14 protein-coding genes are annotated in these 16,604 nt (G+C 70.7%); 4 read left to right on the forward strand and 10 right to left on the reverse strand.

Annotated features, from left to right (window positions below; all coding sequences use genetic code 11):
* Window positions 1-307: 307 nt before the first annotated feature.
* From ACWCP8_RS11945 to gcl, 5 genes are all read right to left on the reverse strand, one after another.
* Window positions 308-979, reverse strand: a complete 672-nt coding sequence (locus tag ACWCP8_RS11945) for a response regulator (protein ID WP_451115681.1) — start codon at window positions 977-979, stop codon at window positions 308-310.
* Entirely contained in the window at window positions 976-2,298 is a 1,323-nt protein-coding gene (locus tag ACWCP8_RS11950; protein ID WP_451115683.1) for a sensor histidine kinase, read from the reverse strand. The genes ACWCP8_RS11945 and ACWCP8_RS11950 overlap by 4 nt, the downstream gene beginning before the upstream one ends.
* A 10-nt stretch (window positions 2,299-2,308) precedes the next feature.
* Window positions 2,309-3,472: an acyltransferase family protein gene (locus ACWCP8_RS11955; RefSeq protein ID WP_451115685.1), complete on the reverse strand. Its 1,164-nt coding sequence runs from the start codon at window positions 3,470-3,472 to the stop codon at window positions 2,309-2,311.
* On the reverse strand, window positions 3,465-4,454 hold the full coding sequence (locus ACWCP8_RS11960; RefSeq protein WP_451115687.1) for an alpha/beta hydrolase: 990 nt from the start codon (window positions 4,452-4,454) through the stop codon (window positions 3,465-3,467). Before ACWCP8_RS11960 ends, ACWCP8_RS11955 begins: the two co-directional genes overlap by 8 nt.
* Window positions 4,455-4,695: 241 nt before the next feature.
* Window positions 4,696-6,480, reverse strand: a complete 1,785-nt coding sequence (gcl, locus tag ACWCP8_RS11965; RefSeq protein ID WP_451115689.1) for a glyoxylate carboligase — start codon at window positions 6,478-6,480, stop codon at window positions 4,696-4,698.
* Between the two features lie 250 nt (window positions 6,481-6,730).
* Between gcl and ACWCP8_RS11970 the strand changes: the two genes are divergently transcribed.
* Entirely contained in the window at window positions 6,731-7,444 is a 714-nt protein-coding gene (locus ACWCP8_RS11970; RefSeq protein WP_352265002.1) for a hypothetical protein, read from the forward strand.
* A gap of 317 nt (window positions 7,445-7,761) precedes the next feature.
* On the opposite strand, the gene ACWCP8_RS11975 is transcribed toward ACWCP8_RS11970, so the two are convergent.
* Both ACWCP8_RS11975 and ACWCP8_RS11980 read right to left on the reverse strand, forming a co-directional pair.
* Window positions 7,762-8,880, reverse strand: coding sequence for a PP2C family protein-serine/threonine phosphatase (locus tag ACWCP8_RS11975; RefSeq protein WP_451115691.1), 1,119 nt, complete (start codon window positions 8,878-8,880; stop codon window positions 7,762-7,764).
* Between the two features lie 251 nt (window positions 8,881-9,131).
* Window positions 9,132-9,704: an RICIN domain-containing protein gene (locus ACWCP8_RS11980; protein WP_451115693.1), complete on the reverse strand. Its 573-nt coding sequence runs from the start codon at window positions 9,702-9,704 to the stop codon at window positions 9,132-9,134.
* Window positions 9,705-10,054: 350 nt separating this feature from the next.
* Between ACWCP8_RS11980 and ACWCP8_RS11985 the strand changes: the two genes are divergently transcribed.
* Window positions 10,055-10,561, forward strand: coding sequence for a GNAT family N-acetyltransferase (locus ACWCP8_RS11985; RefSeq protein WP_451115695.1), 507 nt, complete (start codon window positions 10,055-10,057; stop codon window positions 10,559-10,561).
* Between the two features lie 146 nt (window positions 10,562-10,707).
* On the forward strand, window positions 10,708-10,929 hold the full coding sequence (locus tag ACWCP8_RS11990) for a hypothetical protein (RefSeq protein ID WP_352264997.1): 222 nt from the start codon (window positions 10,708-10,710) through the stop codon (window positions 10,927-10,929).
* Window positions 10,930-10,971: 42 nt separating this feature from the next.
* Here ACWCP8_RS11990 and ACWCP8_RS11995 read toward each other — a convergent pair whose 3' ends face one another.
* Complete coding sequence (locus ACWCP8_RS11995; protein WP_352264995.1) at window positions 10,972-12,585, reverse strand: AMP-binding protein; 1,614 nt, start codon at window positions 12,583-12,585, stop codon at window positions 10,972-10,974.
* Window positions 12,582-14,258, reverse strand: coding sequence for an AMP-binding protein (locus tag ACWCP8_RS12000; protein ID WP_352264993.1), 1,677 nt, complete (start codon window positions 14,256-14,258; stop codon window positions 12,582-12,584). Before ACWCP8_RS12000 ends, ACWCP8_RS11995 begins: the two co-directional genes overlap by 4 nt.
* Before the next feature lie 110 nt (window positions 14,259-14,368).
* Between ACWCP8_RS12000 and ACWCP8_RS12005 the strand changes: the two genes are divergently transcribed.
* Window positions 14,369-15,211 (forward strand): response regulator transcription factor, encoded by an 843-nt coding sequence (locus tag ACWCP8_RS12005; protein ID WP_451115698.1) that lies wholly within the window; start codon window positions 14,369-14,371, stop codon window positions 15,209-15,211.
* Between the two features lie 121 nt (window positions 15,212-15,332).
* On the opposite strand, the gene ACWCP8_RS12010 is transcribed toward ACWCP8_RS12005, so the two are convergent.
* Window positions 15,333-16,502 carry a winged helix DNA-binding domain-containing protein gene (locus ACWCP8_RS12010; RefSeq protein WP_451115700.1) on the reverse strand — a complete coding sequence of 390 codons (1,170 nt, stop codon included), beginning with the start codon at window positions 16,500-16,502 and terminating at the stop codon, window positions 15,333-15,335.
* Window positions 16,503-16,604 lie beyond the last annotated feature (102 nt).

Genomic DNA, 16,604 nt, shown 5'->3' on the forward strand with positions numbered 1-16,604 from the left:
ATTTCCTTTGTGCTGTCCGTCCGGCCGGCCCTGAGGGGTGCCCGGCGGGACGGACGTGACTGAGGACTGCGGCGGCGTGCGAGCCAGTGCGGTGGTGAAGGCAACCGACGGCCGCTCTCGACCTGACAGAGAGGGGACCCGGCCGCCCATCGCCCGTCGCCGCGGTCCCGGCACAACCTGCACCCAGGACTCCGCCCGGCGGCGCGAACGAAACGGTCACGCCGGCCTCTCGCCGTCGGGCGGTCACCACCCTCATGCAAGGGCGGGGAGTACGGACGGTCCCCCGCTCCCCGCCCTTGCGTGCGCGTCAGTAGCCGGCCGGGCGGACCAGGCCCGTCTCGTACGCGAAGACCGCCGCCTGGGTCCGGTCGCGCAGCCCCAACTTGGCCAGGATCCGGCTCACATGGGTCTTCGCCGTCTGCTCCGCCACCACCAGGCGCGTGGCGATCTCCGCGTTCGACAGGCCCTGCGCGATCAGGGAAAGCACCTCGGTCTCACGCTCCGTCAGATCACCGACTCGGTCCATGAGCGGGGCCCGAGGCTCCGCCGTCATCCGGGAGAACTCGGCGATCAGCCGCTTGGTGATGTTCGGGGCGAGCAGCGCGTCACCTGCTGCCACCACCCGTACTGCGTGGACCAGTTCCTCTACCGAAGCGTCCTTGAGCAGAAAGCCGGACGCACCCGCGCGCAGCGCCTCGTACACGTACTCGTCGAGATCGAAGGTGGTCAGGATGAGCACCTTGATCCGGGCGTCGTGGGGTGACGTGATGCGGCGGGTCGCCTCGATGCCGCCGAGCACGGGCATCCGGACATCCATCAGGACGACATCCGGGACGAGTTCTGCGACCTTGGAGACGGCGTCGAGGCCGTCCACCGCCTGACCGACGACCTCGATGCCGGGTTCTGCGTCGAGCAGCACCGTAAATCCCTGGCGGACCATCACCTGGTCGTCGGCGATCAGTACGCGGATGGTCGTCACAGTGTGTCCTCAGCAGGTAAGGCGGCCGGGTCAGGGGCGCTCACCGGCAGGATAGCCGTGACTTCGTAGCCGCCGTCCGGGGTCCGTCCAGTGACGAGTTCGCCGCCCAGCATCGCGGCGCGTTCGCGCATTCCGAGCAGTCCGTGCCCCATGCCCCGCGATGGCGCCGCGGGTCCGCCCGGCGCGGTGTTGGTGATCCGGACGGTGAGCCCGGCCGCCCCGTAGGCCGTCTCCACCCGCACCTGGGCACCGGGCGCGTGCCGCATCGCGTTGCTGAGCGCCTCCTGGACGATCCGGAACGCCGACAGTTCGACACTCGGCGGCAGCGGGCGCGGCGTGCCGATGGTGGCGGTGGTGACCACGAGCCCGGCGCCGCGCACATTGGCCAGCAGTTCGTCCAGGCGGTCGAGAGTGGGCTGCGGGGCGTGTCTCGCCCCCATCGAGAGAGCGTCCTCGGAGCGCAGTACGCCGAGCACATGCCGCAGCTCGGTGAGCGCCTCGACGGCGTTCTGCCGGATGCCCGCGAGGTTCTCCCTGAGCTCGTCGGACGGGTTGTCGACCAGGTGAGGGGCGACCTGCGCCTGGATGGAGATCACCGACATGTGGTGGGCGACCACGTCGTGCAGCTCGCGGGCGATCCGGTTGCGCTCCTCCAGCAGGGTGCGCCGGGCCCGCTCCCCGGCGGTGAGTTCCTCCTGGACGACCAGCTGGGTGCGGGCCACCCGCAGGCCGCGCAGCGAGGCGCCGATCACCACGGCGGCGATCAGGACCGGAGTGCCGCGGTCGAGGACGTAGTGGTGTGCCCGGGTGGTGGCGACAGTGCAGGCCAGTGCCGCGAGGAGGCTGATCACCAGCGCCCCGGCCGCCCGGCGGGGCCGGACCCGCAGTGCCAGCAGGAACAGCACCCCGCACTGGAGCAAGAGCCCTGAAACGGTCCAGGGGAAGAATGCGTCCGGGCTCAACCCGGGCTCCGTGATCCGCGAGGTGACGACCATGAGGACCGTCGACGCCCACCAGGCGGACACCGGGCGGAACATGCCGACGATCAGCGCCGCCGCCTGGCCGATGCCGAACAGCACCGCGTACCCGGGGATGGCGCCGCCGTCGACCGGTGCCAGTTCCTTCACCTGCACCACGGCGAGGGCCACGGCACAGAAGACCAGCACCATCCCGAACACCGGCCGCCAGACCGGCCATCCGGGATGTCCCATGGCGGGCAGCGGATCGGCGGGCGCCGTCAGATCCTCGAACAGGGCGCGCGGCGCCCTCCGCAGCGCGGTCCTCAACCGCTGTCCGTCCCCCACCACCGACCCCCTCATCCGGTCCAGACTAGGCACGGCGCACCACCGACTTCCGGGCAGGACGCCCCTCGCGGACGATACGGCCGCCTTTCCGCGGCCGCCCTTCCTCGTACTTACGGAACGCCGCCCAGCACACCAGCAGCGCCACGGCGAACACCGGCAGCCAGGCCAGCCGTGCGAACACCCAGCCGTAGTCCCCGGGCACGGTGTGCAGACCGGGCAGCGACTCACCTGCAAGCAGGCCGACGGCAGTGACCGCCATCATCGCGGTCTGGTGCCAGAGGAAGACGGTCATCGCGAAGAGGTTGACCAGCGCCACCGCCGCCCAGGCCGCGGGGCGTCGAAGGACTCGCCGCAGCGGGCCGATCAGCAGCCGGGCCGCGCCGCACTGGGCGAGGCCGAAGGTGACAACCGCGAGCGTGGGCGGGTCGAGGTTGGAGATCCTGGAGCCGGGCACCCCGACCATGGACGCCGGGTAGCCGGCCCACAGGACGAGTCCGGCGGTGGCGGCGGCGCCGACGAGCAGCAGGGCCCATCCGGTCGACCGGCTCCGCAGGCCGCCGCGGGCCCAGCTCGCACCCAGGCAGTACGGGACCAGCCAGCCGGCCGCCACATTGATCCAGCCGAGCCGGGCGGGACCACCCAGCCCGAACCGGATCAGGTCGACATGCAGCACGACGGCGAGCGGCCACAGCGGATGAAGCTTCGCGACCAGCGGGGTCGCCGCTGTCAGCGCTGCGAAGACCAGCAGGAACCAGAGCGGTGACAGCACCAGTTTGAGCAGCGCGTGCACGGTCTCCGTGCCCACCCCGGAGGCGAGCAGCGCGCCCGCAATCACGGTCCACACCACCAGCACGGCGGCGACCGGCCTGAACAGCCGGCCCGTACGGGCGCCGAGCCACTGCCCGTACGTGGTGCCGCGAGTGCGGGCGGAGGCGTAACTCTTCGCCCCGACCTGACCACCCACCAGGAAGAACACCGACAGCGTCTGGAACAGCCAGGAAACCGGGGTCAGTTGGGGCATGTGTTGCAGGGGGCTCGCGGCGCGCACGGTGCCGGTGTCGGCGATCAGGGCGGTCACCAGCCAGTGGCCGAGCACCACGCCCAGAATGGCGAGGGCGCGCAGTGCGTCGACGGCGCGGTCGCGGTCGGGCGGGGTGGCGGCGTCGATCCGCCGGACGAGTTCACGCATGACGGCCCTCCTCGGCAGGGGTCCGGCCGGAGACGATCCGGGCGATGTTCTCCAGCGATAGGGAGCCGGGCTTCAGGTAGTCGCTGTGGCCGCCGTCGCCCGCCGCGAAGTGCCGGGCACCGAACTCCGGGGAGACCGGGTCCGTTCCGAACCCAAGGGTGACGAACGGCAGTCGGAGCTGTACGTGCGGCACCTCGGCGATCCAGTCGTCGCCGCCCCGGCCTGCCCAGACGGTGGCCGGGGTGTGGAGTGCTGCGACGTTTTCGACGCCGGTGCCGGGGCTGCCGTACAGGACGATGTCCGAGACCGCCATCCCTGGGGCTGCCTCGGCACAGACGACGGATCCGTAGGAGTGGCACAGCAGCGACGTCCGGGCGGTTGGCTCGGCTCGCTGCAACTCGGCCAGGAATGTGCGCAGTTCCGTCGCGGCACCCTTGGCCCGGCCTGTGGTCACCGACGCCCGGCTCACCGTGTCCGGCGTTTCGTAGCCAAGCCAGGCGATGACCGCCGTCCCCTCGCCCGTCTCCCGGCGCAGGTCGACGGCGGCGGCCCGCAGCCGCCAGTACCGGTCGAGGCTGATGCCCGCCCCCGGGACCAGCACGGCGATCCGGCGGGCGCCGGAGAGGTCGCCGAACACCTCGACGCTGCGGCCGCCGTCGCGGCCGTCGAAGGAGAAGAAGTGGCGCGCCGGGTCGGCGAGACCGCGCAGGGCTGCGGCCCGCTTACCGTCGCCGTGGCGGCTGGCCATCCGCTCGGCCGCGAGGACGGAGCCGCGGTTGACGGCGTACCGGTCGGCAAGGGCGGCGGGGGTCGCAGCACGCAGCGGAGCAAGGGCGGCCGGGGCCGGCGCCGGGACGGCCGAGGGGCAGGCCGCACCCGCCATGGGCACGGCGACCGCGGCGATGACGAGGGCGGCGAGCAGCGTCCGGACAGCGCGCGGAAGGTTCCTGCGCGGATGGCTCCTGGGCGGGCTGGGCGCCATAAGAGATGGTCCTTCCGTACCGGATGTCCGTCGAGATGGTCGGTAGTGCTTCCGGTACAGAAGTTAGGGAGCCGGCCTTGTGGTCGGCGTCCACCCGGGGAGGGCACCTTCCGGGTAGCCCTGAAGTACTACGGGTAGGGGGAGTTGGCGCTTTCACGGGGCCCGGACACACGTGTGGGGGCGGACCACCGGGTTCCGGTGGTCCGCCCCCACACAGGCGACAGAAGAGAAGAGAGGGTCGTCAGCTCGCGACGAACGGGCGGATCGAGGTCGGGGCGTGACCCGGCTCGGTGGCGATGTCCTCCCACTCGTTGATGGCGTCGATACCCGCGGCGCCCATCGAGATGTTGGTGACGCGCTCCAGGATCGCCTCGACGACCACCGGGACGCGGAACTCGGCGGCCAGCTTCTTGGCCTCCTCGAACGCGGGCAGCAGCTGGTCCGGCTCGGTGACCCGGATCGCCTTGCAGCCCAGGCCCTCGACGACCTTGACGTGGTCGACGCCGTAGGCGCCCAGCTCCGGGGAGTTGATGTTCTCGAACTCCAGGTTGACCTGGAAGTTGATGTCCAGGTTGCGCTGCGCCTGGCGGATCAGCCCCAGATAGGAGTTGTTCACCAGGACATGGACGTACGGGATGTTGTGCTGTGCGCCGACCGCCAGCTCCTCCAGCATGAACTGGAAGTCGTAGTCGCCGGAGAGCGCGACCACCTGACCCTCGGGGTCGGCGGTGGCGACGCCCAGCGCGGCCGGAATGGTCCAGCCGAGCGGACCGGCCTGGCCGCAGTTGATCCAGTGGCGCGGCCTGTAGACGTGCAGCATCTGCGCGCCGGCGATCTGGGAGAGGCCGATCGTGGTGACGTAGCGCGTCTCCGGTCCGAAGGCGCGGTTCATCTCCTCGTACACGCGCTGCGGCTTCAGCGGCACGTTGTCGAAGTGGGTACGGCGCTGCAGCCGGGCCTTGCGCTCCTGGGTGGAAGCGCCCCAGGCGCTGCGGTCCGGCAGCCGGCCGGCCGCCTTGAGCTCCTTCGCCACTTCGACGAAGAGCTCCAGCGCGGCCTTGGCGTCGGAGGCGATACCCAGGTCCGGCGCGAAGATCCTGCCGAGCTGGGTGGGCTCGATGTCGACGTGGACGAACGTGCGGCCCTTGGTGTAGACGGCCAGGTCCCCGGTGTGCCGGTTGGCCCAGCGGTTGCCGATGCCCAGGACGAAGTCCGACTCCAGGAAGTTCGCGTTGCCGTAGCGGTGCGAGGTCTGCAGGCCGACCATGCCGGCGTTCAGCTCGTGGTCGTCGGCGAGGATGCCCCAGCCCATCAGGGTCGGGATGACCGGGGTGCCCGTCAGCTCGGCGAACTCGACGAGGAGTTCGCAGGCGTCGGCGTTGATGATGCCGCCACCGGCGACGATCACCGGGCGCTCGGATGCGAGCAGGAGCCCGATCGCCTTCTCGATCTGGGCGCGGGACGCGGCCGGCTTGTAGACGGGCAGCGGCTGGTACGTCTCCGGGTCGAATTCGATCTCCGTCAGCTGGACGTCGATCGGCAGATCGATGAGGACCGGGCCGGGGCGGCCCGACCGCATCAGATGGAAGGCCTGCTGAAAGACGCCGGGCACCTGCGCGGCCTCCAGGACGGTCGTCGCGGCCTTGGTCACCGGCTTGGCGATCGAGGCGATGTCGACGGCCTGGAAGTCCTCCTTGTGAAGCTTGGCCACCGGTGCCTGGCCGGTGATGCAGAGGATCGGAACGGAGTCGGCGATCGCCGAGTAGAGCCCGGTGATCATGTCGGTCCCGGCGGGCCCCGACGTACCGATGCAGACGCCGATGTTCCCTGCCCTGCTCCGGGTGTAGCCCTCGGCCATGTGGGACGCGCCCTCGACATGGCGGGCGAGCGTGTGGTCGATGCCACCGCCGGCCTTGAGCGCCGCGTAGAACGGGTTGATCGCTGCGCCCGGCACGCCGAACGCGTTGGTGACGCCTTCCAGCTTGAGGATCTCAACTGCCGCTCGGGCAGCGGTCATTCGAGGCATGGAGTACTCCTGCTCGGACGGGTGGAGTCGGGCTCTGTCGCGCCACCTGAGAGCACCTATTCCGCATTACGAAAGTTTGTTTCTGCTATACGGAAGCAATCTAAGCTGCGGCCGAGTGGCCGTCAAGACCGGTGAATCCCCCAAGTCGCTCCCCCGCGCCTCACTCTTGGTGGACCATGGGGACGGAGCACAGGGGACACGGGGCGCGGAGGCCCCGGGGCGGCGCCGGGGGCGCCGGAGGGAGACCACAGTGGAGTCCGTGCCGGTAAGCTGCCCGGCCTGCGGCCGCGATCACGCCTACCTCACACCGGTCTACCCGTGCCCGTGCGGGACTCCCATCGCCCCGCCCGTGCTGCGCGGCGGAGCGGTCGAACCGATCACCCACCGCACCTGGAACGAGGACTGGGTCACCGTGCGCTGCCGCACCTGCGGACGCCACGACCAGTGGCCGCAGCCGGAGCTGTGCTGTCCGTGCGGGACCGTGCTGCGGATCCCGGTCCGCCCGGCCACGGAGTCCGCGCCCGGCCCGGACGCCGGGACCCTGCCCACCCACATCCCCCTGCCGCGGACGGCGGCGGCGCCCCGCCCGGCGTTCCGGCCGATGACGATCCGCACCGGCCGCGACGCGGTCACCGCCGCCGCGATGTACCTGCGGTGGCTGGGCTACCGCAACGTCGTACAGCCGGCGGAACGCCCCGCCTCCCGGATCGATCTGCGCGCCGCCGGGCTGATCGCCCAGGTCGACTCGACCACCCGGCCGACCACCCTGCGCGATGTCGAATGTCTCTGGCTGAACGGCTTGAACGCCTCGGTGACCAGCGTCTTCTTCTCACTGGCGGGCTATGCGCAGGACGCCAGGGAGCGGGCGGACGGTCTCTGCATCCCGCTCTTCGTGATGGACCTCACCGGGACCCCGCAGCCGGTCAATGGCCCGGCCGACGAGCTGCTCTCCACGGGTCACTAGGTCCTGCCCCCGCGATCTTCGTGGATCGGCCCGCGGCGTCTGACGCGGTGCGTCGCAAGGCGGAGGATCGTCGTCGTGCCGGACGTACTCGGGCGACTTCCGACCACACGGCAAGGTGCCGTACCAGGCGTTCCGGGCCCACGAAGACCGCCAGGACAGTGCCCAAGGGCTGTCCCGGCGGCCGATACGGCGGAAGTGAGCGCCGCGCAGGCCACGCTCCACCGACTGGACCGACTGGACCGACTGGACCGCCTGGACCGCCTGGGACAGCGCAGGCAAGCCGATGGAGCGCGCTCCTGCGGACACGGCGGACCGGGTCAGAGATGCACGACGACCAGGGCGGTGTCGTCGGTGACGCCGCCGAGCGGGAGCAGGTCGGCCAGCAGGGCGTCCGCAAGGGTTTCGGGGTCGGCCGCCCAGTGGCGGGCCAGGGAGTCGGCGAGCCGCGCGAGGCCGGTGTCGATGTCCTCGCCGCGGCGTTCGACCAGGCCGTCGGTGTACAGCAGGAGGACGGACCCCTCGGTGAAGGCCACGGTGGCCTGCACCCGAGGGCCGTGTTCAGGGCGGGCGCCGAGCGGGGGGTCGGTGGCCTGGTCCAGGAACTCGACGGTTCCGTCCCTCCGCAGGAGGGCCGGCGGGGGGTGGCCGGCGCTGCTGTAGGTGATGGTGTGGGTGCTCCAGTCGATGAACGTGTTGGCCACGGTGGTGTTCTCGGCCCCGTCGACCGAGCGGGCGTACAGACCGAGGGCTTCCAGGGCACGGGCGGGGCCGTCGGTGACGCGGGAGGTGGCGCTGAGCGCGCTGCGCAGTTGTCCCATGACTTGGGCCGCAGACAGGCCGTGGCCGACGACGTCGCCGACGGCGACCGCGGTGCGGTCGCCGGGCAGGTCGACCAGGTCGTACCAGTCACCGCACACGTCCAGCGCGTCGATGGCGGGCCGGTAGCGTACGGCCGACGGGTGGCGACCGACCGGGCCGAGCGCGGGCAGCATCGCCTCCTGGAGGCTCAGCGCGACTACGCGGGCGTGGATGAGTTCGGTGACCTCCTCCACCCGGTGCAGCAGCAGCGCCACCCGTCCGTCCGAACCGAGGACGGGAATGTTGATCATGGTCCAGTAGCGCTCGTCCCGCACCCCGGACCGGCCGGGACCCGCCATGTCGTCGTAGCGCTGCAGCTCCATGGTGTCGCGCTCACCGGTTTCCATCACCCGACGCAGTGACGCCTCGACGTTGCGCACCACGGTCGCACCGGGACTGTTCGGGCTTTCGGCAAAATCGTCGCGCAGGTAGCGGCCGACAACTTGCCCGCGGGTGCGGCCCACCACACGCAGGAACTCCTCGTTGGCGTCCGCGTAGACCAGCTGCGGGGTCAGGAGCGCGACCGCACCGGGCAGGGCCTGGAACACTGCCGCATAGTCCACCTTCGGTTCGGTCACGTCCGTCCCGTCTCGACGCCGCCCCTCGTGTGTCATTCCACGATAGGCACGGCAAGCCGGGGCAGCGGTACTCCTCACGCCGTGAAGCTGGGCAGGTCAGCCAGGTGCTCGGCCGACAGGGATGCTCAAACCGCCCTCCCCATGGAAGGAGTTTCACGCTGTCCGTTGTCCGCGAGAACGTGGCTGAGTCCCCCCAAGGAGGGTCCCAGCCACAAGGTGTCAGCGCGTGGCTGACGGACTCCCGTGAAGGCTCAGAGGGTGTGGGGTTCCCAGACGGGCAGCCAGACGTCGTTGGTCGCACCCTGGGCGGTGCAGTCGTACTGGACAAGGGGGCGTCCGGCGCCTACTCCGCCCGCGACGTTGAGGCACTTGTTGCTGGACTTGACGACGATCTGGTAGCCGATGCCCTTGGGGACGAGCCTCCACAGTGCGTTGTCGGCGTTGCCGCCGCAGGTGTACTGGATGACCTGGGTGCCGTTGGCGGTACCGCCTCCGTTGACGTTGAGACATTTGCCGCTGCTGACGGACTTGAACCGGTAGTAGGCACCCGCGACCGCATTCGCTTCCCAGCGTTCGTTGGCCGTCCCGGCCCACGGGTACTGGATGACCGGGACACCGTTGCCTTGGCCCGCTCCCCATACATTGGCGACCTGGCCCGGATTGCCGGCCAGTCTCAGGGTCAACTGCTTGGCGACGACGGACCGTGGGGCCGCTCCCGCGGAGTCGCTGGCGACGGCCGGACTGAATGAGCCCGACATCAGCCCGGTACTGACCGCGACGGCTCCCAGGCCCACAGCCCACCGCTTGCAGGATTTCACGTTCATCTCTCCGATCCCGCTGTCGCGCACACCGACCCCAATGTCGCTGTGCGCGATCAACTTGCTACAGAAGGTAGCCAATCGGTCGCATGCGTCACAGATGACATTGGGGTCGCGCGGGAATCGACAAGCGCCTCCGCACGCCCCCTCAATACCAGCAGCATCACTCCTGGGGGCGTTTGCCCTGATTGACCACCGCGAGGGAGCCCTGCGCGGCTCGGGTCCGGCCCACCCACGGCGGAACCCGGGCGCGGCGTGGGCCGCGCCCGGCCGGCGGACCGTCGCCCAGCCGGTCCCGAACCGCGGGTCGGCAATACGGGGGTCCCCGCACCGGCCGCCGACGCCATACTGGCGGCATGCGCATCCGTCCCGCCCGCCGCTCCGATCTCCCACTGCTCCAGGACATCGAGCGCGCCGCCGGCGAACCGTTCCGCACCCTCGGCATGTCCGCCGTCGCGGACGACGACCCGCCGCCCCTCGATCTGCTGGACGAGTACCGCGGGGCCGACCGCGCCTGGGTGGCCGCGGATCCCGACGACCGCCCCGTCGCCTATCTGATCGCCGATCCGGTCGACGGCGCCGCCCATGTCGAGCAGGTCTCGGTCCATCCGTCCGCCGCCCGGCGCGGTGTGGGCAGCGCGCTCATCGACCACCTCGCCGACTGGGCGGGCGACCGGCGGCTGGGCGCCCTCACCCTGACGACGTTCTCGCACGTCCCGTGGAACGCTCCGTACTACACGCGCCTCGGCTTCCGCACACTCACGGAGGCCGAACTCACCGACGGACTACGGAAGATCAGGGCGGAGGAGGCGGAACACGGCCTGGACCGCTGGCCGAGGGTCTGCATGCGACGCGAACTGTGACAGTGCGTTCACCCCTTCCAGCACTGCCTCACGAGGTCCGGCACCACAGCGGAACCGGCCGACAACAGCGAGTGCAATCGGTCACGTTCGGTCCAGGGGCCACAAATGTTCGGCCTCTGTCAGCGGCCGGCCTTAGAGTGGGGCGCATGGTCTTAATTCCACGGCTCTCACCACCTTCCGCCCCGCCGCACGCCGCACAGCCCACGCACCCGTCCGCCGTCGAGGCGAACGAGGCAATACGTGCGCTCGTGGACGCGCGAGCCGGGCAGGACTGGTCCTCCGTGGAGTCCGCGGCGTACGAGATACTGCTCATCGAGTGGGCCGCCGCGACGCGGGGCGCCGCCGACGACATCATCGAAGCCGCCTGACAGCGCCCGCGGGCACCACTTCCCACCGACCGGTACCCGTAACTACCCGTAGTTCTCCCGCAGTTCGATCTTCCGGACCTTCCCGCTGACCGTCATCGGGAAGGTCTCGAGGATCTGCAGCCGTCGCGGGATCTTGTAGTGCGCCAGCTGCTCGCGGCAGTACTCCGTCACCTCATCCAGGGTGGGCGGCTGCGCCGGGTCCCGGGGGATGACGCAGGCCAGGATCTCCTCGCCGTACGTCTCGTCCGGTACGCCCACCACCTGCACGTCGGCAATCTTCGGATGGCCGTAGAGGAACTCCTCGATCTCCCGCGGGTACACGTTCTCGCCTCCGCGGATGATCATGTCCTTGATCCGGCCGACGATCTGTACGTAGCCGTCCTCGCGCATCACCGCGAGGTCACCGGTGTGCATCCAGCGCCCCGCGTCGATCACTTCCGCGGTCCGCTCGGGCTGCTCCCAGTAGCCGAGCATCACGCTGTAGCCACGGGTGCAGAGCTCGCCCGCCGCGCCGCGCTCCAGGGTCACGCCCGTCGCCGGGTCGACGACCTTCACCTCGATGTGCGGCATCACCCGGCCGACCGTGCCGGTGCGGCGCTCCAGGTCGTCGTCGCGGCGGGTCTGGGTGGACACCGGGGAGGTCTCCGTCATGCCGTAGCAGATGGACACCTCGTCCATGTGCATCTCGGCGACGACCCGCTTCATCACCTCGACCGGGCAGGGTGATCCGGCCATGATCCCGGTGCGCAGCGAGGAGAGGTCGTACGAGGCGAAGTCCGGATGGTTCAGCTCCGCGATGAACATGGTGGGGACGCCGTAGAGCGAGGTGCAGCGCTCCGTCTGGACCGCCGCGAGGACGGCGGCGGGCTCGAAGGCGGGAGCCGGGATCACGATGCAGGCGCCGTGCGAGGTGATGCCGAGGTTGCCCATCACCATGCCGAAGCAGTGGTAGAAGGGAACGGGCAGACAGACCCGGTCCTGTTCCGTGTAGGCGACCATCTCCCCCACGAAATAGCCGTTGTTGAGGATGTTGTGGTGCGAGAGGGTGGCGCCCTTGGGGAAGCCCGTCGTGCCCGAGGTGTACTGGATGTTGATCGGGTCGTCGCAGGACAGCTCGGCCTCTCTGGCCGCCAGTTGTCCGGCGGTGACGGCTGCGGCCGCTGCCGTCAGCTCGTCCCAGGACGGATCGCCGATGTAGTGCACGGCCCGCAGGGCGGGGCAATTGGCCCGGACCTGGCCGACGAGGGCGCGGTAGTCGCTGGTGCGGTGGGCGAGCGAGGAGATCAGGAGGGAGATCCCGGCCTGGCCGAGCACATACTCCAGCTCGTGCGCCCGGTAGGCCGGGTTGATGTTGACCATGACGGCGCCGATGCGGGCGGTGGCGTACTGGACGAGCACCCACTCGGGGCAGTTGATCGCCCAGATGCCGACGCGGTCGCCCTTCGCCACTCCGGAGCCCATCAGGGCGCGCGCCAGCTCGTCGACGGCGGCGCCGAATTCCGCGTACGTCCAGCGTCGCCCCGAGGCGACGTCGACAAGCGCCTCGCGCTCCGGGTACGCCTCGATCGCCCGGTCGAGATTGCGCCCGATGGTGTCGCCGAGCAGGGCCGTGGTGCCGGTGCCGTGCGCGTAGGAAAGGCCGGTCCGTCCGCTCATCGCAGGTCCCCCTCGTCGTATTCGGTGCCGACGCCCTCGGCCGTACGCTCGCGCAGCTCGATCCGGCGGATCTTGCCGGACACGGTCTTCGGCAGTTCGGAGAATTCCAGCCGGCGGATCCGCTTGTACGGGGCCAGCACCGCCCTCGAGTGCGCGAACAGCACCTTCGCGGTGTCCGGGCCGGGCTCCCAGCCCTCCGCGAGCACGACGTACGCCTTCGGGACCGCGAGCCGGACCGGGTCGGGCGCGGGCACGACCGCAGCCTCGGCGACCGCCTCGTGCTCCAGCAGGGCGCTCTCCAGTTCGAACGGCGAGATCTTGTAGTCGGATGCCTTGAAGACGTCGTCGGCGCGGCCGACATAGGTGATGTAGCCGTCCTCGTCGCGGGAGCCGATGTCGCCGGTGCGGTAGTAGCCGCCCGCCATCGCCTCGGCGGTACGGTCCGGGTCGCCGTGGTATCCGGTCATCAGGCCGACCGGACGGTCCGACAGATCGAGGGAGATCTCGCCCTCAGTTGCCCCGGGCCGGCCGGTGACCGGGTCCAGGAGCTCGACCTTGAAGCCTGGACTCGGCCGCCCCATGGAACCGGACTTCAGCAGCTGGCCGGGGGTGTTGGCGACCTGGACGGCGGTCTCGGTCTGGCCGAAGCCGTCCCGGATGGTGACGCCCCACGCGCGCCGGACCGTCTCGATGACCTCGGGGTTCAGCGGCTCGCCCGCCGCGACGACCTCGCGTGGCGGGGTCCTCAGCTGGGAGAGGTCGGCCTGGATCAGCATCCGCCAGACGGTGGGCGGGGCGCAGAAGCTGGTGACGCCCGAGCGGTCCATCTCGGCCATCAGCCGGCCCGCGTCGAACCGGGTGTAGTTGAAGATGAAGACGGTCGCCTCGGCGCTCCATGGCGCGAAGAGGTTCGACCAGGCGTGCTTGGCCCAGCCCGGCGAGGAGATGTTGAGGTGGACGTCTCCGGGCCTGAGGCCGATCCAGTACATCGTCGACAGGTGGCCCACCGGGTACGAGACATGGGTGTGCTCGACCAGCTTGGGGCTGGCGGTCGTACCGGATGTGAAGTACAGCATCAGCGGTTCGTCGGCGTCGGTCTCGCGGTCCGCCTCGAAGCTCTCCGGCTGCTCGTCGGCGCCGGTGTACGAATGCCAGCCCTCGACCTCGTCGCCGACGGCGAGCCGGGTGTAGTCACCGGGCACCTCGTCGAACTTGGCGGCGTCCGCGTCCCGCACGATCACATGCCGGACCCGGCCGCGGTCCACCCGGTCGCGCAGATCGACGGGGCCGAGGAGCGGCGTGGCGGGGATGACGACGGCGCGCAGCTTCATCGCGGCGAGGGCCGTCTCCCACAGCTCGATCTGGTTGCCGAGCATGACGAGGATCCGGTCCCCGGCGCGTACCCCCTGGGCACGCAGCCAATTCGCCGCCTGGTTGGAGCGGGCGGACATCCGGGCGAAGGACGCCTCGGTGCGCCGGCCGTCCTCCTCCACGATGTGCAGGGCGGTGCGGTCGTTGTTCTCGGCGATGACGTCGAACCAGTCCAGCGCCCAGTTGAAATGGTCGGCCCGGGGCCAGCGGAAGCCCTCGTAGGCCGCCGCGTAGTCCTCGCGGTGCTGCAGCAGAAAGTCCCGGGCGGCCCGAAACGTTTCCGTCGCGTTCGTTGCCGACATGTGCCCTCCTCATTGCGGACCGGACCGGTCACTTAACATCATGAAAACAGTGACCCAGGTCTCACCACCCCCGAACGGGGGTACAGAGGGCGGGGCGGAGAGGCGACAGCGTGCCGGAACCGGTCGATACGGTCGAGATGCAAGCGGCCCTGCTGCGGCTGCGCCGGACGAGCGGACTGCCCGTCGCGTTCGGCGGACTGCTCTCGGACCCGCGCCACGCCAGGATCGTGGAGCTCAACGGGGCGCAGACCACCGCGCTGCGCGGGCTCGTCATAACGGCCGGCAGCGGGCTCGGCGGCAAGTCGATCGCCCTGTCGCGGCCGTGCGCGGTGACCGACTACCCCTCGTCGCGGCACATCAGCCACGAGTACGACACCGCGGTCGCCGCGGAGGGCCTGCGCTCGGTGGTCGCGGTGCCCGTCGTCGTACGCCGGAGGGTACGGGGCGTGCTGTACGGGGCGCTGCGTGAGCCGCTCGCCCTCGGGGACCGTACGTTCGACGCGGCAGTCGCGGCGGCCCGCGACGTGGAACAGGCCCTTGTCGTACGGGACGAGGTGCAGCAGCTCCTGTCCGTCACCCGGGACCAGGTGACGGACCCCCGGGCCGCTCCGGGGGCCTGGGAGGACGTCCGCGAGGCGCACCGCGAACTGCGCGCGCTCGCCCCCAAGGTGGCCGACCCGGCGCTGCGCGAGGAGCTGCTCTCGGTGTGCGCGCGGCTGGCCTCGGCGTCCGGGGCACAGGAGCCACGCGGCCGTGAGGTGCTGCTGGCGCCGCGCGAGGTCGATGTCCTCGCCTGTGTGGCGGCGGGTGCGACCAACGCGGTGGCGGCCGGCCGACTGGGGCTTCGACCGGAGACGGTGAAGGGGTATCTGCGCTCGGCGATGCGAAAGCTGGGGGCGCACACCCGGCTGGAAGCGGTGGTGGCGGCGCGCCGGGCGGGACTGCTGCCGTAACTCGCGCACCTGACGTCAGCCGTGGCCACTGGCGGTGAATCCGGCGGGTGCGGCGTATCCGGTCTTCCTGGGGGTTCACAACTGCTGGGCGCTCAAGCCGATTTGGCGAAGATGGTCCCGGTCAGTCCCCGAAGTCCACGAAGGGGGCGAACCGGATGTCGTGCGCGGGCTCCTGGGTGGGCGCCATCGTGGCCAGCATCCGCAGCCCCTCCTCCGTGACGGCGTCGCGCTCGGCCCGGCTGAGCCTTCCCAGCGCCTGCACGGTGACGATCCCTTCGCCGCCGGGCTTCCCGCCGGATTTCGTGCCGGGCGCGCCGAGTCGCCAGATCGCGGCGAGGAACCCGTCGACCAGCACGGTTCCGTACGCCTGGTTGCCGTTCCCGTTGCGTCCCCGGTACTGGGGCGGGATGACGCGCGTACGGTCGGCGTGGCCGAGCAGCACGTTGTCGAACTCGGGCAGGAAGCGCGGCGGGGCGGGGGTGTCCGCGTCGGGGCGCGGGGCGTCCGGCAGGTCGAAGAGCTCGACGCCGTTCTCGTCGCGGAAGGTGATCAGCTGCGGCCTCAGCCGTTCGAAGGCTTCCCGCAGCCGGGTCAGCCCCGCCCACATCTGCATGTCCTTCACGGAGGCGGGGCCGAACGCCCCGAGGTAGCGCAGCACGGTCGCGTCGGGTGTGGGCGTCGGCTCCGCCGGCCGGCCGAGCCAGTGCTCCGCGGTGGTCAGCGCGACCTGGCCGCTGCGGCCCCACACCCCGCGCGGGGTGACCTGGACCAGGGGCAGGACGCAGCGGGCTGCCACGGTCAGGGCCTGCGGGTCGGCGTCCGGCCACTCGGCGAGCAGCGCCTCGCGGATCTCCTTCGGGGTACGGGGCCATTCCTCGACTAGCTCCCTGCCGAGCGCCGCGAGCCGGTCCGGATCCACACCGACGAGTCCGTTGCGGAACATTTTCAGCTCCCGGTCGCGGGCCGGCTGGACCAGGGGGCGCAGGGTGAGTGCGTCGGCGGCGGTGTGGGTGTGGATGGTGGACCGCAGGGTCACGATACGGACCACCTCGCGGGACTCCATCAGCCCGGAGAGTTCGGCGGGGTCGAAGCCTTCGAGCCGGGCGAAGAGCTGGTAGTAGGGCGGCTTGGTGTTCTGTGCCTGGAGCCCGACGAGGTGCCCGACGGCGTCCTTCGCGGACATCGGGCTCCGGTGCAGGAGCAGTTGGCGTGCCAGGGTGGCACGGCCCAGTGCGCGGGGCGGGAGCACGGGGGGCGAGGCGGGTGCGGCGGGGTTCGTCTTCGCGGCCATGAACGGCACGCTACGCGGGCTTGCGGACATCTTCGGTCCGCAACTGCGCATCCCTCCTCTCCCGGGCCGCCGCACCCGAGGAGGGCAGGACCCGGGATTGTG

This window comes from Streptomyces sp. NPDC002206, assembly GCF_053593595.1.